This is a genomic window from Chryseobacterium endalhagicum (genome assembly GCF_016745235.1).
Classification (GTDB): Bacteria; Bacteroidota; Bacteroidia; order Flavobacteriales; family Weeksellaceae; genus Chryseobacterium; species Chryseobacterium endalhagicum.
This window is the reverse complement of sequence record NZ_JAELVM010000003.1, coordinates 325,533-347,361: the sequence shown is the minus strand read 5'-3', so window position 1 is coordinate 347,361 and position 21,829 is coordinate 325,533. Positions and strand designations below refer to the sequence as shown.

At 39.6% G+C, this 21,829-nt stretch carries 17 protein-coding genes; 5 read left to right on the top strand and 12 right to left on the bottom strand.

Annotation, left to right across the window (positions count from 1 at the left end):
* Nucleotides 1–209: 209 nt before the first annotated feature.
* A complete protein-coding gene (locus tag JET18_RS17285) occupies nucleotides 210–1,223 on the top strand; it encodes a YihY/virulence factor BrkB family protein (RefSeq protein WP_202093089.1) in 1,014 nt (337 codons plus the stop codon).
* Here JET18_RS17285 and nhaA read toward each other — a convergent pair.
* From nhaA to JET18_RS17225, 12 genes are all read right to left on the bottom strand, one after another.
* Entirely contained in the window at nucleotides 1,220–2,398 is a 1,179-nt protein-coding gene (gene nhaA, locus JET18_RS17280) for a Na+/H+ antiporter NhaA (RefSeq protein WP_202093087.1), read from the bottom strand. The genes JET18_RS17285 and nhaA overlap by 4 nt on opposite strands.
* A gap of 2 nt (nucleotides 2,399–2,400) precedes the next feature.
* The gene (locus tag JET18_RS17275; RefSeq protein ID WP_202093086.1) at nucleotides 2,401–4,611 is read right to left on the bottom strand and encodes a RelA/SpoT family protein; all 2,211 of its coding nucleotides are present in this window, start codon (nucleotides 4,609–4,611) and stop codon (nucleotides 2,401–2,403) included.
* Between the two features lie 111 nt (nucleotides 4,612–4,722).
* Nucleotides 4,723–5,088 (bottom strand): hypothetical protein, encoded by a 366-nt coding sequence (locus JET18_RS17270; protein ID WP_202093085.1) that lies wholly within the window; start codon nucleotides 5,086–5,088, stop codon nucleotides 4,723–4,725.
* Between the two features lie 683 nt (nucleotides 5,089–5,771).
* A complete protein-coding gene (gene acs / locus JET18_RS17265) occupies nucleotides 5,772–7,709 on the bottom strand; it encodes an acetate--CoA ligase (RefSeq protein ID WP_317193281.1) in 1,938 nt (645 codons plus the stop codon).
* 29 nt (nucleotides 7,710–7,738) lie between these two features.
* Nucleotides 7,739–9,625 (bottom strand): AMP-binding protein, encoded by a 1,887-nt coding sequence (locus tag JET18_RS17260; RefSeq protein WP_202093083.1) that lies wholly within the window; start codon nucleotides 9,623–9,625, stop codon nucleotides 7,739–7,741.
* Between the two features lie 353 nt (nucleotides 9,626–9,978).
* Nucleotides 9,979–10,341, bottom strand: a complete 363-nt coding sequence (locus tag JET18_RS17255; protein WP_202093082.1) for a response regulator transcription factor — start codon at nucleotides 10,339–10,341, stop codon at nucleotides 9,979–9,981.
* 6 nt (nucleotides 10,342–10,347) lie between these two features.
* A complete protein-coding gene (locus tag JET18_RS17250) occupies nucleotides 10,348–13,053 on the bottom strand; it encodes an ATP-binding protein (protein WP_202094348.1) in 2,706 nt (901 codons plus the stop codon).
* Nucleotides 13,046–13,240 carry a hypothetical protein gene (locus JET18_RS17245; RefSeq protein WP_034731116.1) on the bottom strand — a complete coding sequence of 65 codons (195 nt, stop codon included), beginning with the start codon at nucleotides 13,238–13,240 and terminating at the stop codon, nucleotides 13,046–13,048. Before JET18_RS17245 ends, JET18_RS17250 begins: the two co-directional genes overlap by 8 nt.
* 70 nt (nucleotides 13,241–13,310) lie before the next feature.
* On the bottom strand, nucleotides 13,311–13,538 hold the full coding sequence (locus JET18_RS17240; RefSeq protein ID WP_034743685.1) for a DUF6814 family protein: 228 nt from the start codon (nucleotides 13,536–13,538) through the stop codon (nucleotides 13,311–13,313).
* Between the two features lie 43 nt (nucleotides 13,539–13,581).
* A complete protein-coding gene (locus JET18_RS17235; protein WP_202093081.1) occupies nucleotides 13,582–15,162 on the bottom strand; it encodes an MFS transporter in 1,581 nt (526 codons plus the stop codon).
* Nucleotides 15,163–15,365: 203 nt separating this feature from the next.
* Nucleotides 15,366–16,745: a porin gene (locus JET18_RS17230; protein ID WP_202093080.1), complete on the bottom strand. Its 1,380-nt coding sequence runs from the start codon at nucleotides 16,743–16,745 to the stop codon at nucleotides 15,366–15,368.
* 342 nt (nucleotides 16,746–17,087) lie between these two features.
* Nucleotides 17,088–17,504, bottom strand: a complete 417-nt coding sequence (locus JET18_RS17225) for an IS1/IS1595 family N-terminal zinc-binding domain-containing protein (RefSeq protein WP_202093078.1) — start codon at nucleotides 17,502–17,504, stop codon at nucleotides 17,088–17,090.
* Nucleotides 17,505–17,664: 160 nt separating this feature from the next.
* On the opposite strand from JET18_RS17225, the gene JET18_RS17220 reads away from it, so the two are divergent.
* The 4 genes from JET18_RS17220 (at nucleotide 17,665) to JET18_RS17205 (ending at nucleotide 21,795) form a co-directional block, all read left to right on the top strand.
* Nucleotides 17,665–18,270, top strand: coding sequence for a GNAT family N-acetyltransferase (locus JET18_RS17220; RefSeq protein ID WP_202093077.1), 606 nt, complete (start codon nucleotides 17,665–17,667; stop codon nucleotides 18,268–18,270).
* A complete protein-coding gene (argG, locus tag JET18_RS17215) occupies nucleotides 18,239–19,432 on the top strand; it encodes an argininosuccinate synthase (protein WP_202093076.1) in 1,194 nt (397 codons plus the stop codon). The genes JET18_RS17220 and argG overlap by 32 nt, the downstream gene beginning before the upstream one ends.
* A 124-nt stretch (nucleotides 19,433–19,556) precedes the next feature.
* The gene (argC, locus tag JET18_RS17210) at nucleotides 19,557–20,519 is read left to right on the top strand and encodes an N-acetyl-gamma-glutamyl-phosphate reductase (RefSeq protein WP_202093075.1); all 963 of its coding nucleotides are present in this window, start codon (nucleotides 19,557–19,559) and stop codon (nucleotides 20,517–20,519) included.
* Between the two features lie 136 nt (nucleotides 20,520–20,655).
* Complete coding sequence (locus JET18_RS17205; RefSeq protein ID WP_202093074.1) at nucleotides 20,656–21,795, top strand: aspartate aminotransferase family protein; 1,140 nt, start codon at nucleotides 20,656–20,658, stop codon at nucleotides 21,793–21,795.
* Nucleotides 21,796–21,829: the final 34 nt, after the last annotated feature.

Below are 21,829 nucleotides of genomic sequence, written 5' to 3'. Positions count from 1 at the left end.
GAAAATTTCTCCGTCTGTATTCATTTTCAGATACTATTTTCTTTGTGAAAATGAAAGAAGCGTATATTTTCACTGTAATCGGTGCATATTGATCAGTTTCAGCCGTGTACGCGGAAAAGGGAAAATGTTTATATTTGTAGAAAGACTATTTAAAACAGCCTGTTTGTAATGCCAATACGTTTGTTTTTTTAGTGAAATACACCAAATAGATGAGTATAAAAGTTCCCAGATTTATCTTGAAAATTCAAGAGTTTTTTGACGGTATCCATCTTCCTGTTTTGGGAATATCGCTCTGGCAGATGTTTCAGATTTATATTTCCGGGATTTTCAAAGGGAATATCGGGAGAAAGGCGGCCGCTATTTCCTGGAGCTTTACCATCAGTCTGTTTCCGTTTCTTCTCTTCCTGCTTTCCGTTTTGCCGTATATGCCGCATTATGACAAGCTGCAGTTTTATATTTTTGAAGTGCTGATGCATAATGTTTTTCCTTCCAATATGGAAGGCGATGTAAGAGGATATATAGAAACCAATATCATCCCGAATATGAAAGGTATCAGCAACCTTACCATCATACTGGCTCTTGTTTTTGCAACCAACGGAACGTTTTCACTGATTAACGGATTTAATGAAAATTCAGATGAAAAGCTCACCGATGTAAAGGAATTCATTCTTTCCTTCTTTATCACCATAGGCTTTATTACCATTGTCTTTCTGGCACTTTTCGGGGTGTATTATGTGGAAGTCGTGATGAAGCTTTTTACGCCGGCTTATGATATTTCATGGCTGGTGAACAACCTCTCCAAGATCATCGGATTTGTATCTTTTCCGCTGTTTTATTTTATCCTTCTGACGTTGTTCTACTGGCTGGGAACGGTGAAAATTGCCAGATTCAGACAGGCGGTTCCCGGAGCTATTTTAACAACGGTTTTATTTGTTCTCACTACTTTTATCTTTGCGATTTATGTGAAAGATATTGCCCGGTATAACGTTCTTTACGGGTCCATCGGAAGCATGATCCTGCTGATGGTCTGGGTGAATGTGAACGTGTATCTTCTTCTTTTCGGAAATGAGCTTAATATGGCCCTTAGAAAACTGAGGATAGAGAAACTTCTTTCAGATGAAATTAAAAAAGAAGCCATTCATTACCATTCACAGGTTACAGAGCCCAACCTTGAAAGCGATGATGAGCACAGAAGAAAACTGGAAGAACAGAAGAAAAACTAGTTTTCTACCGCGTCCTTATCTTTTTTGGAACTTACACTTAAGATCAGAAATCCTAAAACCGCTGCTAGGAATGATGCAATCAGAATGGCAAATTTAGCTTCATCCTGAATCGGAATATCATCTTTAAAGGAAAGAAGAGCGATAAAAATAGACATGGTAAATCCTATTCCCGCCAATAACCCAACGCCTGTCATTTGCAGCCACGTGCTGTTCTGAGGCAGGGAGCTGAGTCTTAATTTGATCGCAATAAAAGAGAACAGATTGATCCCGATCAGTTTTCCCAATACTAATCCGCAGATAATTCCCATCCCTAAAGTACTTGTAACTCCCGCCACCATTTCGCTGGTAAAAGCAATATTGGTATTCGTCAAGGCGAATATCGGCATAATCAGAAAGCTCACCGGAAAATGAAGCTTGTGTTCCAGTTTTTCAAGGGGCGAAATTTCCACATTCGAAGCATTCGTAGGAATCGAAAAAGCAAGTAAAACCCCTGCTATGGTTGCGTGAATTCCGGAATGATGAAGGAAATACCACAAAAATAATCCAGGAATAATATAAAAAATAAGACGCGTAACCTTTAAAAAATTCAGAACAAACAGTAAAGCAGCCGTTCCGAATGAAAGCAGTAAATACGTCCAGTGAATCTGTTCGGTGTAAAAAACAGCAATCACCAGAATAGCTCCCAGATCATCTACAATAGCCAGTGCGGCAAGGAATATCTTGATAGAATTGGGGATTTTTTTACCCAGCATCGAAATGATGGCGAGTGAAAAAGCAATATCCGTGGCCATGGGAATTCCCCAGCCGCTGCTGTACGCTGTCCCGGAATTGAAAAATGTATAGATAGCCGCCGGAACCAGCATTCCGCCTACCGCTGCAAATATGGGAAGGGAGGCATTTTTAAAGGACGACAGTTCGCCTTCTACCATTTCCCTTTTAATTTCAAGCCCTACCAGAAGGAAGAAAACAGCCATCAGTCCATCGTTGATCCAGATGCTTACAGGATACGTAAGATGGAAAAGGTGAGTGCCCACTTCCTGGTCTAAAAAGCTCTGGAAGCCTTCACCTGCAGAAGAATTTGCGATTAATAATGAAACAAGCACGCAGAAAATAAGTATAATTCCTGATGCCTGGTTACTGCTGAAAAATTTTTTAAAATATAGAGATAAATTCATGTTTATGATTGTAGCCGTCTCACTCTTGAAACTCCGTCAATGTCTTTAAGTTTTTTAAATGTTTCCTCAAGCTGACCTTTATTTTTAACTTCAAGATTGATGCTGCCCATAAAAACGCCGTTGTTGGATTCTATGGACATACTTTTCATATCCATTCCCATACTTCCGCTGATCACAGTGGTGATATCGTTGATCATTCCCATTCTGTCAAGACCTTCAATTTCAATCTTCACTCTGTTTTTAAAGCTTTCCGCGTTCACCCACTTGGCAGGAATGACACGGTAGTCGTATTGGGCTCTCAGGTTGATGGCATTCGGGCAGTTGTCGCTGTGCACCTTGATTCCGTCTGAAATGGTAATGAATCCGAAAATTTTATCACCGGGAATCACCGTACAGCATTTTGCGTAGCTGTAATTCAGTTTTTCTTCATCTTTCCCGAAAATAATCATATCCAGATTCTGCTCCTTCGGCTCTTCAAAATGAGTATTTTTCGAAGGTGATTTTCTGAACCTGGAAAGCAGATTGTTGAATACGTTCTTGCTTTCAATATATTTTCTCAGGCTGCTGACATCCAGTTCGTTACTCTGGAATTTAAGGAACAGTTCCTGTGATGTTTTTAAATTGAAAAACTTCTGAAGTTTATTTACTTCTTCGTCATTAAAATTGATCTTCGCGTGACGCAGTTTTCTCTGAAGGATTTCCTTGCCATCTTCTACCAGCTGGTTTTTCTGGGAATTCAGATAACTTTTGATCTTGGATTTGGCTTTGGAAGTCACTACAAATTCCAGCCAGTCCGATTTGGGTTTCTGATTCTGAGAAGATAAAATATCAATCTGATCTCCGTTTTGAAGAACATAAGAGATAGGGACCAGCTTGCCGTTGATCTTGGCTCCAAGACATTTCATTCCCAGATCCGAGTGAACGGAAAAAGCGAAATCCAGGGCGGTGGCATTGGTTGGAAGGATCTTAATTTCCCCTTTTGGAGTAAATACAAAAACTTCTTTGGAATATAAATTAAGTTTAATATTATCTAAAAGTTCAGACGTAGAAAGGTTTTGCTGCTGTTCAAGCACTTCCCGGATCTCCGTTACCCATCTTTCAAAATTACGGTCCTCAGAGCTTTGCTTGTAGCCTTCTTTGTATTTATAGTGGGCGGCAACGCCTTTTTCTGCAATTTCATTCATCCTTTCCGAACGGATCTGTACTTCAATCCATTTTCTGTCCGGTCCCAGAACGGTTAAATGGAGACTTTCGTACCCGGTAGAACGGGGCTGCGTGATCCAGTCTCTCATTCTTGAAGGATTACTGTGATAAACGTCCGTTACAATAGAGTAGATCTTCCAGGCCAGGAATTTTTCATTTTTCGCATCCGATTTGTAAATAATCCTGATGGCGTAATTGTCAAAGACTTCCTCAAAAGAAACGCCCTGCTTCAGCATTTTTCTGTAAATGGAGGAAATGGCTTTTGCGCGGCCTTTGATGTTAAAATTTAAACCTTCTTCTTTTAATCTTTCTGAAACTTCCGTTTTGAATTCTTCAATATATCTTTCACGGTTTTCTTTGGCAGATTCCAGTTTCTCCGTGATTTCATTGTAAACTTCAGGATTGTTGTATTTTAATGAAAGATCTTCAAGCTCAGATTTGATATTGTAAAGCCCCAGACGGTGCGCCATGGGAGCATAAATATAAACCGTTTCCGAAGCGATCTTCTTCTGCTTGTCCGGAGCCATGCTTTCAAGGGTCCGCATATTGTGAAGGCGGTCGGCAATTTTGATCAGGATTACCCTGAAATCTTCCGACAGCGTTAACAGCAGTTTTCTGTAGTTTTCAGACTGTACAGAAATGTTCTGATGATTCATGATGGAGATCTTTGTGAGCCCGTTCACAATATTGGCGATCTTCTCTCCAAAAATCTTTTTCAGATCTTCATAAGTGTAGTCGGAATCCTCTACTACGTCATGCAGCAAAGCACAGGCAATGGAAGTAGCTCCCAGACCAATCTCTGTGGCTACAATTTTGGCTACCGCAATAGGGTGGTAGATGTAAGGCTCTCCGGATTTTCTCCTTTGATCCTTGTGGGCATCCAATGCGATATCAAATGCCTTTCGGATAAGCTTGTTGTTTTCCTCATCCAGTGTTCTGTATGTATTCGAAATCAGATCCTTATAGCGGGCAAGGATCTCTTTATTTTCCTGTTCTAAATCGTAACTCATTTGTGCTAATGCCTATAATTAAACGAAAATACGAAAATTTTTAAACTTTTCAAACATAAAAAATCCGCAGAACGCTCTGCGGATTCCCGGTTATTAGGTTTTATGTTTTTATCAGAATTTCACTTCTGAATCCATGCCGCTGCTTGATGCCTTTATTTTCACATCGGGGCTGTTATGGATTTCGGCTCTGTTTCTGGCATCGATAAATCTTTTGATATTATCGTAGTTTGCATGTTCAATACCCATATTCTCAAATAGATAGGTCTTCAGTACTGAATTTTGGCTGAAAATATTCCGGGCACCATCAGTTTGGTTATTATCTTTTACCGCAACACTCGCGAGGTACTGAGAGGTATCAGAGCCGTTTTTTAGATATACTATGTAATCTGAATTTTCAAATCCTGAATTTTCCAGATCGGCTTCAAGCTTTTTGTAATCGCTGTGATGTGCAAATAATCCAGCTAATATATTTGACATAAGCAATAGTTTTTAAATTGTACTTAAAGATAATAAATATTTTTTAATATCGTTAATAAATATTTAATAAAATTTAGCAATTAATATTTTATCTATAATATAATGTTAAAATATATGAGAATGTCTATTGAACGTGTGTTTAATTTTATCAATGCTCAAAATGTAAGTTCTAAACAAAATCAAATCGAATTTTAATTTAAGCACAAAAGGGGTAAAAGTTTTTTACACTTTAGTTAAATTTAAATAGAATACTTAAGTTTTTAAAAAATCAAAGATTTTTGTGGTACTCGTTTTTTTTTAATACAGGAATGCATATGCTCAATCATCTGTGTTTATCTGAGCCATCTGTGGTTAAAAAAAGAGAAAAGATAAAAATGAACCGTTAAGGTTGTTTAAGGTTTTAAGAATATTAAGATTGAGCTTTGCTTTAATATGTACTGCTTAAAAAATCTTTAAATTTTCCCTTAATTATTCTTAATCCCTTCATTCAACTTAATGGTTCAATGTTTAACGTTTAATATTTAAAATGGGCTAAAGCCCATTCCTATTGAATATATTTGTCGGGTTTAGTGGTTCGGTAAATGATCTGAGGTTCTCGGAATCACAAATGTGTTTTTATTTCTTTTTATTTTACAAAAAAAACGGGCTAAAGCCCGTTCCACAATATGTTATTTGAAATTTAATTATATCCTTTCATTTTTAATTTCCTCCACAATTTCAGGATTCAATAAGGTAGAAATATCTCCGAAATTACTAAAGTCTCCTTCCGCAATTTTTCTTAAGATTCTACGCATAATCTTCCCGGAACGTGTCTTAGGAAGTCCGGAAACAAACTGTATCTTATCCAGCTTGGCAATTGGCCCTATCTGGTCTGCAATAAGCTGGTTGATCTCTTTCTTAAGGTTTTCCTTGTCACGGCCTTCTCCGGTTTCTTTTAAGATCACAAAGCCGTATAAAGCATTTCCTTTGATGTCGTGAGGGTAACCTACGATAGCAGATTCTGCAACCGCCGGATGCTCATTGATACTGTCTTCAATTGGAGCTGTTCCTAAATTATGTCCGGAAACAATGATCACATCATCCACACGGCCTGTAATTCTGTAATATCCCACTTCATCCCTCAATGCACCGTCACCAGTGAAATATTTTCCAGGGAAAGCACTGAAATAGGTTTCCTTGTATCTTTGATGGTCGCCCCAGATCGTTCTTGCGATGCCCGGCCATGGAAAACGGATGCAGAGGTTTCCTGTCACCTGATTTCCGGTGATTTCATTGCGTTTATCATCCATCAGCACAGGTTGGATTCCCGGGAGTGGAAGCGTAGCGTAGGTAGGTTTGGTTGGAGTCACAAATGGAAGCGGGGAGATCATAATTCCTCCTGTTTCCGTCTGCCACCAGGTATCTACTACCGGACATTTTTTCTTTCCGACATGGTCATTGAACCAGTGCCATGCTTCTTCGTTGATGGGTTCACCTACAGAACCAATCACTTTCAAAGTGCTCAGGTCATGTTTGTCTACCCATTCTGAGCTTTCTTTGGCTAATGAGCGGATGGCGGTAGGAGCGGTGTAGAACTGGGTGATTTTATGTTTTTCAATTACTTCCCAGAAACGGTCCGGTTCAGGATAGGTAGGTACGCCTTCAAAAATAACGGTGGTTGCTCCGTTCAGAAGCGGTCCGTACAAAATGTAGGAATGTCCTGTGATCCATCCGATGTCTGCGGTACACCAGTAAATATCATTTTCTTTATAATTAAATACATTTTTGAACGTATAGGCAGTGTACACCATGTAACCGGCGGAAGTGTGAAGCATTCCTTTAGGTTTTCCTGTAGAACCGGACGTGTACAGAATGAAAAGCGGATCTTCGGCATCCATAATGACTGTGACAAAATCGGCAGATGCTTTTTCGTAAAGCTCAGCCAGCCAGTGGTCTCTGCCTTCTTTCATCTTGATCTCGTTGTGCGTTCTTTTCACTACCAGGACAGATTCTACGGTGGGTGTTTTTTCCAAAGCTTCATCCACGATACTTTTCAGATCCAGAACTTTGTTTCCTCTGTAACTTCCGTCTGATGTGATGACCATTTTAGCACCACAGTCATTTACCCTTGAAGCAACGGCAGAAGCAGAAAATCCGGCAAAAATAACGGAATGTACAGCGCCTAATTTCGCGCAGGCCAGCATTGTTACAGCCAGTTCAGGAATCATCGGAAGGTAGATGCAGACCCTGTCGCCTTTTTCAATTCCCATTTCGCGCAAAACATTGGCTGTTTTATTCACCCGGTTGTAAAGTTCGTTGTAGGAAATATGCTGTGCTTCTTCTTTAGGGTCGTTGGGTTCCCAGATGATTGCTGTTTTTTCACCTCTTACGGCCAAATGTCTGTCGATGCAGTTTTTGGTAATATTTAACTTCGCATTTTTGAACCATGTGATTTTGGCTTCATTCATGTCATACTTAACCACCTTGCTCCATCTTTGGTACCATACAAAATTTTGGTCGGCTATCTTGTCCCAGAATTTTTTAGGATTTTTGATAGACTTTTTATACTCTTCAAAATAATGCGGCAGATCTTCAATTAAGTAATTTCTCATATCCCTTCGTTTTTGAAATTTGAATTTTATTAATATTAAATATATGTTTAATTTATGGCTTAAGCCCTGTATTCATCAATTTTTTCCTGAATTTCTTCAATGATTTTTTCATCATCTATCGTAGACGGAATCTGGAAATCCTTTCCATCCAGCAGTGTTCTGATCAGCTTTCTCAGGATTTTTCCGGACCTGGTTTTCGGTAAGCGTTTGACAACCATTGCATTCTTTAAAAAAGCTACGGCACCAATCTTCTCCCGGACCATTCTGATAATATCTTTTTCAATATCTTCTTCAGTAATTGCCGAGCCATTTTTTAAGACAACCGCAGCAAAAGGAACCTGGCCTTTAAGCTCATCATCAATTCCTACAACGGCACATTCTGCAACATCGGGGTGGGAAGATACAATTTCCTCCATTTCCGAGGTAGAAAGCCGGTGTCCGGCAACGTTAATAACATCATCAACCCTTCCGGTTATGAAAATATAGCCGTCTTCATCGCGAATAGCGCCGTCTCCCGAGAAATAATAACCTTTATACTGCGAAAGATAGCTGCTCTGGAAACGTTCATTATCATTCCAGATGCCCAAAAGCGCTCCGGGGGGAAGTGGAAGTTTGATGATTAAATAACCTTCCTGATGCGCGTCAAGTTCATATCCGTTCTCATCAAAGATCTTGATGTCATATCCCGGAATGGGTTTTCCGGCAGAAGCTCTTTTAATTTTGTAATCCTCGTTAAAAGTCATCAGTCCCAGCATGGGCCATCCGGACTCGGTCTGCCACCAGTGATCAATAGCAGGAACTCCGATGTGTTCTGCAAACCAGTCCAAAGTGGCTACATCACATCTTTCCCCTGCCAGAAACTGTTTCTTGAAATGAGACAGATCGTATTTTTTAACCAGTTCTCCGTTTGGATCTTCTTTTTTAATCGCTCTGATGGCGGTAGGAGCGGTAAACATCACAGAAACTTTATATTCTGAAATAATTCTCCAGAAAGTTCCTGCGTCCGGTGTCATAATGGGTTTTCCTTCAAAAATAATTGTTGTATTCCGGTTGATAAGCGGTCCGTAAACACTGAAGCTGTGTCCGACTGCCCATCCAAAATCCGAGGCTGCCCAATAGGTTTCTCCGGGTTCTACTCCGTAAATGTATTTCATGGAAAACTTTAAAGCAGTCGCGTATCCTCCCGTATCCCGTACAATGCCTTTGGGTTTTCCGGTAGTTCCGGAAGTGTAAAGCAGATACAGCGGATGAGTTGATTCTACGGAAACACAGTCTGCGGGCGCTGATTTTTGAACCAGTTCTTCATAATCGATCAGGCCGTCAAACATTTCATGTTGATTGTCTACCAGTTTTCTGTTGTAAACAATGATGTTATCAACCTTATCCTGTGCCAGTTCAATGGCTTTTTCTACAAGCGGCAGATAAGGAATTCTCTTTGCGATTTCCACACCTGCGGTTGCGGTGATTAAAGCTTTTGGCTTGCAGTCGTCGATTCTTACCACCAGCTCATGCGGAGCAAAACCTCCGAAAACCACATTGTGAATCACTCCGATTCTTGCGCAGGCCAGCATTGCGAAAAGCGTCTGCGGGATCATCGGCATATAGATCACAGCAGTGTCGCCTTTTTGTAAACCTAAGGAGGCAAGTCCTCCGGCAAATTTTGAAATTTCCTCCTGAGCCTGATTAAAAGTATAGGCCCTTTTCTGATGGGTTACCGGAGAGTCATAAATAATGGCGGTCTCGTCTCCAAAACCGTCTTCAATATGCCTGTCGATGCACAAATAGCACATATTGAGTTTTCCGTCGGAGAACCATTGTGCATACTCATTTTTATCTTTGGAAAGAATCTGTCCGGGAAATTCAAACCACCGGATTTCTCCGGCCTGTTCTTTCCAGAAGTTTTCTTTGTCTTCTATGCTTTGTTTAAATAAAATATCTGCGTCCATATTAATTTTTGTGTTTCATGTTTTGTTTTTGCGGAAGGTCTGTAATCCCTTAAAAGCAATGCTGAAACTTAATAGTCTAAACCACTTAAATAAAATCTTAATGGTTTTAAAAAGATTAAGATTCATTTAGAAGTTAAGTACATTAAGAGATTGCTTCGCTTTGCTCGCAATGACTGAGTCTTGTTTTTAATCTACTATCCGGTATTTTCAGTGGTAAGTCTGAATTTTCCTATCCTTGGCAAGGTTTTAAACCTTGCCAAGGATGTCCACACAGTTTTTAGCTTTAATTCAACACTCCGGTTGTAAGTCTGGAGTCTGATATTTGGAATCTGATGTCTAAAATCTGAAATCTCCTACCCAAACATCTCCTCAATCTGCTGCATCAGCTTTTTAATGGAATACGGCTTCGTTACATACGCATCAGCGCCCATTTTTAATCCTTTTTCAATGTCTTTCGGGTTGTTTTTTGCGCTCAGGAAGATGACTTTTGTCTCTTTGAGTCTTTCATCTTCTTTGATGGCCTCCAGGGTGCTATATCCATCCAGATTCGGCATCATGATATCCAGAAGAATTACATCAGGAACCATGGTTTTCAGGAAGTCCAGAACTTCTGTTCCGTCTCTGGCAATGTAAACGTCGTAGCCGTTTTTCTTAAAGCTGTATTCCAGCGACATTAATATTTTGTGTTCGTCATCGGCAATAATGATCTTTCTCATAGATGGTTATTGGTTTTGTTCAACTTCATTTATAATCTTTTGTAGTATGTTGTAAGGTATGCGTATCGTAAAAGTGACGCCCAGGCCGCTGTTTTCCGCGTGTATGGTCCCGCTGTGCGCCTGTACGATCTTTCTGGAAATAGCCAGTCCGAGTCCGCTCCCTGTAGGTTTTAAAATATTCTGGTTTTTGGATTGGTAAAACTTATCAAAAATCATTTCCAGATCTTCTTCAGGAATGTGTCTTCCGGTATTGAAAATGGAGATGGTCAGTTGATCTTCCTTATCAGACAGTTTGGTTTGTATGGTTCCCTGATCATCGGTGAATTTTAAAGCATTTCCGAGGATATTCTGAAACAATTGGATCATTCTTGCTTCATCATAGTCAAATAATGTTCTGTTCAACAAATTCACTTCACTTAAATGAATGCTTTTCTGCTGAATCAGATGGAGCAATGGATTTAACGCTTTTTTGAAGGTTTCCAAAATGTTGTTCTCACCGATATTTAAAGCAATTTCCCCGTGTTCCAGCTTGTCAAGATAAAGAATGTCATTGATGATCTCGCTCAATCTGTCAGATTCCGTGATGATATTGTTTAAAAATTCCTGTTTAATATCCGTTGGAATATCATCATCGTCTGCCAGAATTTCTCCCGCAGAACGGATGGCGGTGATCGGGGTTCTCAATTCATGGGCAACGGAATCAAGGAAATCGTCTTTCTGACGGTCTTTGACAATCAGGTTTTCATTCGCTGTTCTGAGATCATCAGAAAGCTTTTGTAATTCCTCAGACTGTTCCGTTAATTTTTTATTGAGTGTAATATTTTCTTTAGATTCCTCCAGAATATTTAAAACTTCCTTTAAAGATATTTTATCCTCCTTCGTCACGCCTTCAATCAATATTTTTGCTGATGCCGTTCCGATTCTTCCCGCCAGAAGGTTTTCCGAGAACTTGATGAACCTTGAATCCGCTGTTTCGGTTTTAGAATCAATATTATATTTTAAATTAAAGATTCTTAAGGCCTGTTCCGTTTTGTTTTTGCCCAGAAATCTTTCAAGAATATTCTTAATGTCAGAAATATAAGCGGTTCCGCGCCAGATAAAAGCATTTTCGTGGTTTTGAATGTATTTGTCGATGTCAACATACAGTTCTGCGAAATTTCTTTCCCTGTAATTTCCTTTCACACTCACAGAAATAATGGCAAACAGGGTTGTATTCACAAAAATAGACCAGAAAAAAATCTGGGATATTCTGCTCAGAAAAGGGATGTTGAAAAACGCAAAAGCATCATACATTTCCCGGATCACTCCTTTGAATTCCTGATTGTAAGAGAAATAATACTGCGGAATAATCAGCCCGAAATAGCAGATCGCCAGTCCCGCGAGAAGTCCTGCTACAGCACCTTTATAACTGCCTCTTCTCCAGAAAATAGCCCCGAAAAAGGAAGGAGCCAGCTGCGCAATGACAACAAAAGAGATCAGTCCTACGGAATCCAGCGACGTTTTCAGGATGAAATATTTATAGAAAACAAAAGCCATGATGATCAGGGCGAAGATGCTGAATTTCCTGATATTCGTGATGTTTCTAGTATTCTGAACCTCGTTGTCGGACTTGAATTTCCCCAGTAAACCGTAAGGAATGATGAGGTTGTTGGAAAGCATGATGGATAGGGTAATGGCGGAAATAATAACCATGGAAATGCATGAGCTCAGGCCGCCAAGAAATACAAAAACCGTAATTAAAGTATTGCCAAAATGCTGCGGAATCAGGATAGAGTAGAACTCCGGATTCACATTCTGACCGTCAAAAATAAGCCTTCCGCCCCATGCAATCGGGAAGATAAATATGGTGAAGATCAGTAAGTACAGCGGAAAAAACCAGATCGCTGTTCTGATGTGCTTCTCCTGACGATTCTCGATAATGGCTGTATGGAACTGTCTCGGCAGAATACAGATCGCTGTGGCTGAAATCATACATAGAACCATCCAGTTCATGGCACCTTCAATTCCGTTGAATGTATTTTTTTGTTTAAAATCTTCAAATTTGCTCGCCTTTTCATAAATATCCGAAAATCCGTCGAAAACAAAATAAATGACGAATATTCCCAGAATGATGATGAAGAACAGCTTTAAAAAACTCTCCAAAGCAATCGCTGAAATAATTCCCAGACGTTTTTCCGAAGCATCTACGTATCTTGTGCCGTAATAGGATGAAAATAAAGCAATTAAAACAACCACGAACGTTGCATTGTCCGTCAGTATATTTTGAGACATGGGCGTTTCGGTAACCAGATGAAAAGTCTCAGAAATCGCTTTGATTTGAAGCCCGATATAAGGAACGATAGCCAGTAAACAGACAATCGTGATCATAGCACTGAAACTTCTGCTGTTTCCGTATCTTAAAGAAATAAAATCCGCCAGACTGCTGATTTTGTTAATCCTTGAAATCCTTACAATCCTTGTGTTGATATAGATCCAGGCCGGGATAATCATGATAGGCCCGATGTAAATGGGAAGATAGTTCAGTCCGCTTGTGGCCGCAACACCAATGCTTCCGTAATAAGTCCAGGCTGTACAGTAGACCGCCAGAGACAATGCATAAATGTAAGGATTGTTGATCCACCGTTTGCTCCTCTTCTTTTCTGCCAGGTGGGCAACCAGGAACAAAAGGGCCAGATACAGCAGAACGACAACAAATAACGCGAAACTACTCATCATACTTTTTTACGATTACAAAAGAAATAATGATAGAGATCATCCAGACGGCGAACAGATAGATCAGGATCATCGGGTAGCCGAAAACATCTTTTTCACTGTTGAATAGCAGTGAAATAGGGATGCTGAAAGCCATCATCAGTCCGATGCTCAGGATAATCAGTTTTTGTTCGTGTCTTTTTTTCATAAATGATGATTGATAAAAGATAATTGATGAGTAACTATCACCCATCAATTATCATTAATCGTTTATAAACTTAAATCTTATCGTCCGAATATTCTCCTATCAGCGAATAGTATCCGAAAATGGCCATTCCGCCTGAGATAATCGGCATCAGCACAAATAAGATGATGATCCCGAATACCAGATCTTCCTGCTTGCCTGAAGTGATCTTTGGAATTCCTAAAACCGTAGTTCCGAAATAGCCCACCACCAGTGCCACTGCAATCCAGAGTATGCCTAATATTTTTTTTAGTCCGTTCATTTTAGTAGTTTTAAAATTAGTAAAAAATTAAGTGATTCTGTGTCTAATCATGAATATTATTATTCTTATTTTTAAGATAAAACAATCCGATGATTAAACAGACCGTGGCAACCCCGATCGGGTACCAAAGTCCTTCCAGATACCACGTTGGATGTCCTGCATCTTTTCCCTGAGTCACCAGATAAGTGGCAACCGCCGGAAGAAGTCCCCCAAATACCCCGTTTCCGATATGATATGGCAGCGACATTGAGGTGTAGCGGATTCTTACCGGGAACATTTCCACAAGGAAAGCAGCAATAGGACCGTAAACCATGGTTACAAATATCACCTGAATGAAGACCAGAAACACCAGGTACCATCTTGTATCGTTATTCAGTGTAATCGATTTTGTAATTTTTGGTTCTTCTGCTTTTCCGTCTTTCATGACAGGGCCGGCTGCAGACCAGTGTACGATGCTGTCCTTTTTAATAAAGGTTCCGTCTGTAAACGTCGTTTCTTTATGAAATGTAATTAAGCTGTCCGATGCAATATCTTTGTGAATGGCGGCGGTTCTTGTCTCCTTGATGCCATTATTGGCAACGGTTTTAGCTTCTATGTTGACACTTTTGTACATGCTGTCGTAAATAGGTCTGTAGGCTAAAATAGCAACCAGCATACCGGCCATCATAATTGCTTTTCGTCCGATTTTATCTGAAAGCCAGCCGAAAAAAACAAAGAACGGGGTTCCCATTAACAGGGCAGTAGCCATTAGATAATCCACCTGCATCGAATCTATATTCATTACTTTCTGAAGGAAACTCATAGCGTAGAATTGTCCGGTATACCAGATAACACCCTGACCCATTGCAGCCCCGAATAGTGCTAATAAGACGAATTTGAAATTAAATTTATTTCCGAAACTTTCTTTCAAAGGATTTTTAGAGGTTTTTCCTTCACTTTTAGCCTTGGCAAAAAGCGGAGATTCTTTCATGTTTTTTCTGATGAAATACGAAACACCCACCATTAAAATGGAAATCCAGAACGGAACCCTCCATCCCCAGGAATCAAATTCTGCTGCAGATAATGTGTTTTTAGTAATTAAAATCACGATTAGTGAAATGAAAAGTCCTGCGGTTGCAGTGGTTTGAATCCATGAAGTCCAATATCCTCTTCTGTGAGGTTGTGCGTATTCTGCAACATAGGTTGCAGCACCTCCGTATTCTCCTCCCAATGCCAAACCTTGTAAAAGTCTTAAGATTAAAACTAAAACCGGCGCCATGAATCCAATGGTTTCATATCCGGGAATACATCCGATCAGGAACGTGGAGAATCCCATGATCAGCAAAGTAACAAGGAATGTATATTTTCTTCCAATAATATCGCCCAGTCTCCCGAAAAATAAGGCTCCGAAAGGTCTTACCACAAATCCTGCGGCGAAAGTAGCCAGTGTAGATAAAAAGGCTGCGGTAGGATTATCTGCGGGAAAAAATTTGGTCGCTAAAACAATGGCTAAGCTTCCGAAAATATAAAAGTCATACCATTCTATCAGAGTACCGAGAGATGAGGCAGTGATCACGCTCCAGATGGTGCGGTTTTTCTGCCGGTCGGTCATATTCTCGTAGTTTTCGTGGTGATTTTCGCTCATGTTGATTGATTTTGATGTTAATGGATTAAGATATTAAATTCATCCGAAGTTGTTGGCTTGAAATTATTTTTTCACCATTAAGTTTTTTTTGAGTGGTTAAGAATATTAAGATTACAGCTAAAGCTTTAAGTAAAATGCTTTATCCATCTTCGATGGAGCTTAACTTATCTTACTGTCTTCATTTTTCTTAATGGTTTAAAATTTTATAGATAAATCTGGAACTGTACAATAAATTCCCCTTTTGAAGAAGGGCTTTCCGTAGGATTGGTATACACCGGTCTTGTGGAATACTGAGTCGTGATCTTTGCGTGATGACCGTCCAGAAACCAGTTAGCTCCTATATCGAACTGGGATGACGATTTGTCAAGCGCTTCAAAATTTTTATGAGTGTATGCCGCAAAAGGCTGTATCCTGATCTTCGGTTTCTCTGCCTGGCTGGGAAGGAGTAATCCGGCCTGTGCATAGATCACGTTGCCGGTTCCGATCATAGGCTGTAAATTTCCTGGTCCTGCGATGGCTTTATTTCCTGTAAAATTAGGATCCGATGCTGCAATGTTCATCGTTCCGAGGTTTCTCAGATAATTAGGACCGAAATTGTAATTAAAATATCCGGCGTATGCAGAAACCGCCATTTTATTTTTCGCATTCCCTAATGGAATATCTGCAAAAGCATCTACCGCCAATAGTGTAATATCATGTTTTTCTATATTGGAATTCACCGAAGTTCTTGTTCCGTCTGCCTGATGATAAAAACCTGCCCCTACATTGAAAACCTTCTTTGTTCCCAGATAAGAACCCACTTTGAAAGGAAGTGTATTGGACTCATCATCAAGAAACTGGTACTCAACATATCCGGCTTTTGAAAAGCTTGGGTTTCCATTATTGTCTACAGCAGCAGCCCTGGCAGGATCAGTAACGTTTACCGGAACCAGATCGGTTGCAAAAGGCTTGTTTAAACTGAAACGGTATTCCAGCTTACCATATTTTCCTTTAGCAAACATCCCTAGCTGTCTTGCAAACTGATCCGAGTTGTCAATTAAAGGCCATGAGAAAATAGGAGAGTCTACAGTAAGGAAATTCAGGGTAGAAGCCATCGTCATACGGGAAAGTCCCATATAATAATGAAGCCCTGCGCCTAAAGATAAACTGAATTTTCCGGCTTCTCCAGGTAAAATAACTGCATACTCATTCCATGCATCATGGAAAAAGAGCTGGGTTTTCTTGCCGTTTCCGTAACCTCCTGTTCCTGTGGTTCCTGTAGCTCCGCCGTTAATGAAAGTCTGATTGTTGATTCCAAAATGAAGAAGAATCATGTATCTTTTGGAAATCTGTGCATAGGCTAAGGCGCGTAATCTTCTGTTTCCCAGACTCCAGGAATTATCAGTAGCTTCATTCGCGACCATACTTCCGGGATTCATTTCCGTATTTCTGAGCCAGAACTGGTCCCATAAAATAAATCTGACAAATTTATCTCCTTCAGGGTTGAGGTTTAATTTTAGTCCGCCTCCGTAATCAGGAGAACCCTGTGAATATAAAGAACTGCTTATTAGGGCTAATCCAATAAATGAAAGTAATTTCTTCATAAATTATCAATTTTTGGCGTTGTTTTTTGTGAAAGCCAAATTGTAATTAATAATTTGTTTACGAAAATTTAATATATATTAGTGGTAATGGTATAGTTTTTAGTTTTTATGGTTGCTTGTTGCTTGTTGTTTGTTGCGGGGTTCGTGTTTTCGAGATTGGAGAGTAAGTGTGTTGCTGGTTGTCAGTTGCTTGTTGTTGGTTTAGAGTTAGAGTTTATCAGCTCGGTATACATTCACTTGCAAAGCAAGATTCACAATTGACATTTCACAAATCTCAAAGTCTTCAGTCTGACGTCTGATGTCTGAAATCTGATGTCTTGCATCTTTATTCTTAAATCTTCTCTACTTCTTAAACCTCTCCCACTTAATCAGCATATACTTATCCGCAAACTGCGTAATAATAAGCCCAGAATTTTTAAGGTTTTCCTCTTTGGAAATATACTCGGTCAGTTCATTCTGTTTTAAAATTTTATACACCGGATGGAACTCTGAGTGGGGTGGTCTTGTGATGTTATACTTCTTGATCCAGGAGCTGATCGTTACATGGGAAACCCCGATAATCCGTTCGATTTCGCGATAGCTTAAACCTTCAAGATAGAGCTGGAGAGCTTTGGTGACGTAATAATCATCGATCTGTTTTCCCATTTTTTTTACGGTGAAATAATATTTGCAGTCTTTGCAGAGAAAACGCTGCTTTTCATTAATGACACCGCTTTTTACAATCTCAGATCCGCTGCATTTTGGGCACTTATTTTCCATGACTATATCTTTTTAGCAAATATATAATAATTTAGCAAAATTAAATTTGCCGTTAAAGATAAAATTACCTGTTTATTTTATTAAAACAAAAATTTTATCTTTTTTATTTGGTTTTTAAAGTTATTATGCTTTAAATTTGCCAAAAAATTCAGATAAATAAATGGAAATAGAAATTTCCTCATGCGAACATTTAACATATGTGGGTGAAATACAGCAGGAAATGTATGATTCTGCACAGCGTAGAGGAACGGGGATCGCAAAACGTTCCATCGAATATTTAACGAAAAAGATTTCAGAAGGCAATGCTGTGGTAGCCACTGAAAACGGGGAATGGGTGGGATTCTGTTATATAGAGACCTGGTCGCATGGTCAGTTTGTAGCCAATTCCGGACTTATTGTGTCTCCAAACTACAGGAACAGAGGCGTAGCCACTTTGATCAAGAATAAAGTGTTCCAGTTATCCAGAGAGAAATATCCGGATGCAAAAGTATTTGGATTAACCACAGGACTTGCGGTGATGAAGATCAATAGTGATCTTGGATATAAACCGGTAATTTATTCAGAACTTACTCAGGATGAAGAGTTTTGGAGCGGGTGTAAGAACTGCGTGAATTATGAAATTTTAATGAAAAAGGAACGTAAAAACTGTCTGTGTACAGCCATGCTTTTCGTTCCTGAAAATAATAATAAAGTAAACGGGACTGAAATTCAGCAGTCCGAAATTGATGAGTACAATGGAGAAAAAGAAAGTAATCTTAGCATTTAGCGGAGGTTTGGACACCTCTTACTGCGCCAAATATCTTAGCGAGACACTTGGATATGATGTGTATGCAGTAACCGTAAATACCGGAGGTTTTTCAAAAGAAGAAGAAAAAGAACTGGAGAAAAAAGCCTTTAATCTTGGAGTAAAAGGGTACAGGTGCGTAGATGCTCAGGAAGATTACTACAATTCATGTGTAAAGTATCTGATTTTCGGAAATGTGCTGAAAAATAATACCTATCCTTTATCTGTGAGTGCAGAACGTACAGTTCAGGCGCAGGAAATTGCAAAATACGCGATTGAGACCGGTGCTGATGCCATTGCCCATGGAAGTACGGGAGCTGGTAACGATCAGGTCCGTTTCGATTTGATTTTTCAGGTGATGTGTCCGGAAGTGGAAATTATCACACCTATCCGCGATATGAGCTTGTCCCGTGAGGAAGAAATTGAATTTCTGAAAAGCCATGGGTATGAAATGGAATTCCATAAAGCCCAGTATTCTGTCAACAAAGGACTTTGGGGAACTTCTGTAGGTGGAAAAGAAACATTGACATCAAGAAATTCTCTTCCTGAAGAGGCTTTTCCGTCTCAGGTTAAAGAAAATCAGCCTTCAGAACTGGAAATTGAGTTTAAAAACGGAGAGATTATCGCTGTAAACGGCGAAAGCTTTGAACATTCCGTGTATGCGATTCAAAAAATTGAAGAACTGGCTTCTGCTTATGGAATAGGCCGTGATATCCACGTTGGAGATACGATTGTTGGGATTAAAGGAAGAGTTGGATTTGAGGCTGCCGCTGCTTCAGTGATTATCAAATCGCACCATTTACTGGAGAAACATACCCTTTCAAAATATCAGCAGATGATGAAGTCCCAGCTTTCCGACTGGTATGGAAACTGGCTTCATGAAGCTCTTTTCCTTGATCCTGTGATGAGAAATATTGAATCTTTCTTACAGGATTCCCAGAAAACAGTAACCGGAAAGGTATTTGTAACCCTTTATCCGTACAGGTTTGTTTTAAACGGAATTGAATCTGCCCACGATCTGATGTCGGATAAATTTGGAAGCTACGGTGAAGCCAACAGAGCCTGGACAGGAGACGATGTAAAAGGATATACAAAAATTGTAAGCAACTCTCTGAACATCTACCACCAGATCAATTCAAAATAAAAAATAAAGAGTTCCAACGGAACGATTTACCCCAGGATAGGATGCAGTCCTATCAATAGAAACAATTTACCGAAGGATAGGATAAAATCCTATCAATTATCAACATCATCATATCATTAAAAATATGAAAAAAGTAGGAATTGTAGGCGCCAACGGCTACACCGGAAGCGAATTGGTCCGTCTGCTGGCTTTTCATCCCAATGTGACATTGAGTTTTTTATATAGCCGTTCCAATTCGGGGACAAAAATTTCAGATTTGTACCCGGATTTAACGGCCGTTTGTGAGCAGGTTTTAACGGCTACACCGGAAGAAGTGGATATTCTTTTTCTGTGTCTGCCTCATAAGGAAAGCCGGAATTGGTTAACTCAGAATCCTGTTCATGATGATACCATAGTCATTGATCTGGGCAATGATTTCCGTTTGGAGAATTATTTTGGAAACAGAAATTTTATCTATGGACTTCCTGAGATCAATAAAAAAGATCTGCTGGGTTCAAAAAGCATTGCCAATCCGGGATGTTTTGCTACGGCTATTCAATTGGCCTTGCTGCCATTGGCGGAAAGAGGCTTACTGAGTGAAGTGTATACAACCGGAATTACGGGATCCACAGGAGCGGGGCAGTCTTTGCAGTCTACCACTCATTTCACATGGAGAAATGATAATATTTCAGCATACAAAACCCTGACGCACCAGCATGTAGAAGAAGTTTTGCAGCAATTGGTTTCTGCCAACAAAAAAGAGGTAAGCTTGAATTTCGTACCATGGAGAGGAGATTTTGCAAGAGGAATTTTTACAAGTTCTACAATAAAAACGGATTTAATTTTTTCAGATATCAGTCGGTTGTATAAAGATTTTTATGCAGATCAATCTTTTATAAAAGTGAGTGAAAGTGCAATTGACATGAAACAGGTTGTCAACACGAATCGCTGTGTGATTCATATAGAACAGAGTGGAAATGTAGCCGTTATTCACTCAGCGATTGACAATCTGCTGAAAGGAGCTTCCGGACAGGCTGTACAGAACATGAATATAGCCATGGGCTGGGAAGAAAACCTGGGACTGAACTTAAAACCGGTAGCATTTTAAAATGTGAATGGCCAGTAAAGTGAATGGTCAATAAGTCAATTGTGAATTTTTAACCCGATGGTTCAAATCCCGAATCTCGCAACCCGAATCCCTGAACTATCATTCATCATTTATCAATTATCATTTATAACAAGACATGAATTTATTCAACGTATATCCATTATTCAACATAAATCCTGTAAAAGCCCAGGGCTCATTCCTTTGGGACGATAAAGGTGAAAAATATCTTGATTTCTATGGCGGTCACGCAGTGATTTCCATAGGCCATAATCATCCGCATTATCAGAATAAACTGAAAGAGCAGCTGGAAAAAATTTCCTTTTACTCAAACTCTGTTCAGAATGAATTGCAGGCTGAACTGGCTGAGAAACTGGGGGGAATTTCAGGCTATGAAGATTACAACCTTTTTCTGTGCAACTCAGGGGCTGAAGCAAATGAAAATGCATTAAAACTGGCTTCTTTCCATAACGGAAAAACTAAAGTGCTGTATTTCTCCGGCTCATTTCATGGAAGAACTTCTGCCGCGGTTTCTGTAACAGATAACCCTAAAATTGTGGCGCCGGTCAATTTTTCAGAAAGATTTATCAAATCAGAATGGAATGACATCAAACAGCTTGAAGAGATCTTTGAAGGACAAGGAAGTGAGATCTCGTCTGTTATCATTGAAGGAATTCAGGGCGTGGGCGGAATTATGATTCCCACGGAAGAATTTTTATCCAAAATCAAAGAATTGTGTGAGAAATATAATGCTGTATTGATTCTTGATGAAGTTCAGTCAGGATATGGAAGGAGCGGATATTTCTTTGCTCATCAGGAATTTGAAATCAAACCTGATATTATCACGACAGCGAAAGGGATGGGGAATGGTTTCCCGATCGGAGGTGTTTTGATTCATCCAAAGTTTGAGGCAAGCAATGGATTATTGGGAACGACTTTCGGAGGAAATCACCTGGCTTGTGCCGCAGCAATCGCTGTTCTGGATGTTATGAAGGAGGAAAAGCTTATGGATAATGCTCAGCAAATGGGTGATTATATTGAAAACGAAATTAAGGATTTTCCACATATCAAATCTATCCGGAGGAAAGGGTTAATGATTGGAATAGAGCTGGATCAGGACTGTTCGGAAGTGAGGAAAAGTCTATTATACGATCATCACATTTTTACAGGAAATTCCAATGACAAAAGTGTATTGAGGGTCCTTCCGGCTCTTAATATTGGCAAAGAAGAAACAGATCTTTTTGTCGGTGCTCTGAAAGTAGTTTTAGATAAGATTTAAACCCCAAAACGGGTTAAGATTATCACCATTAATT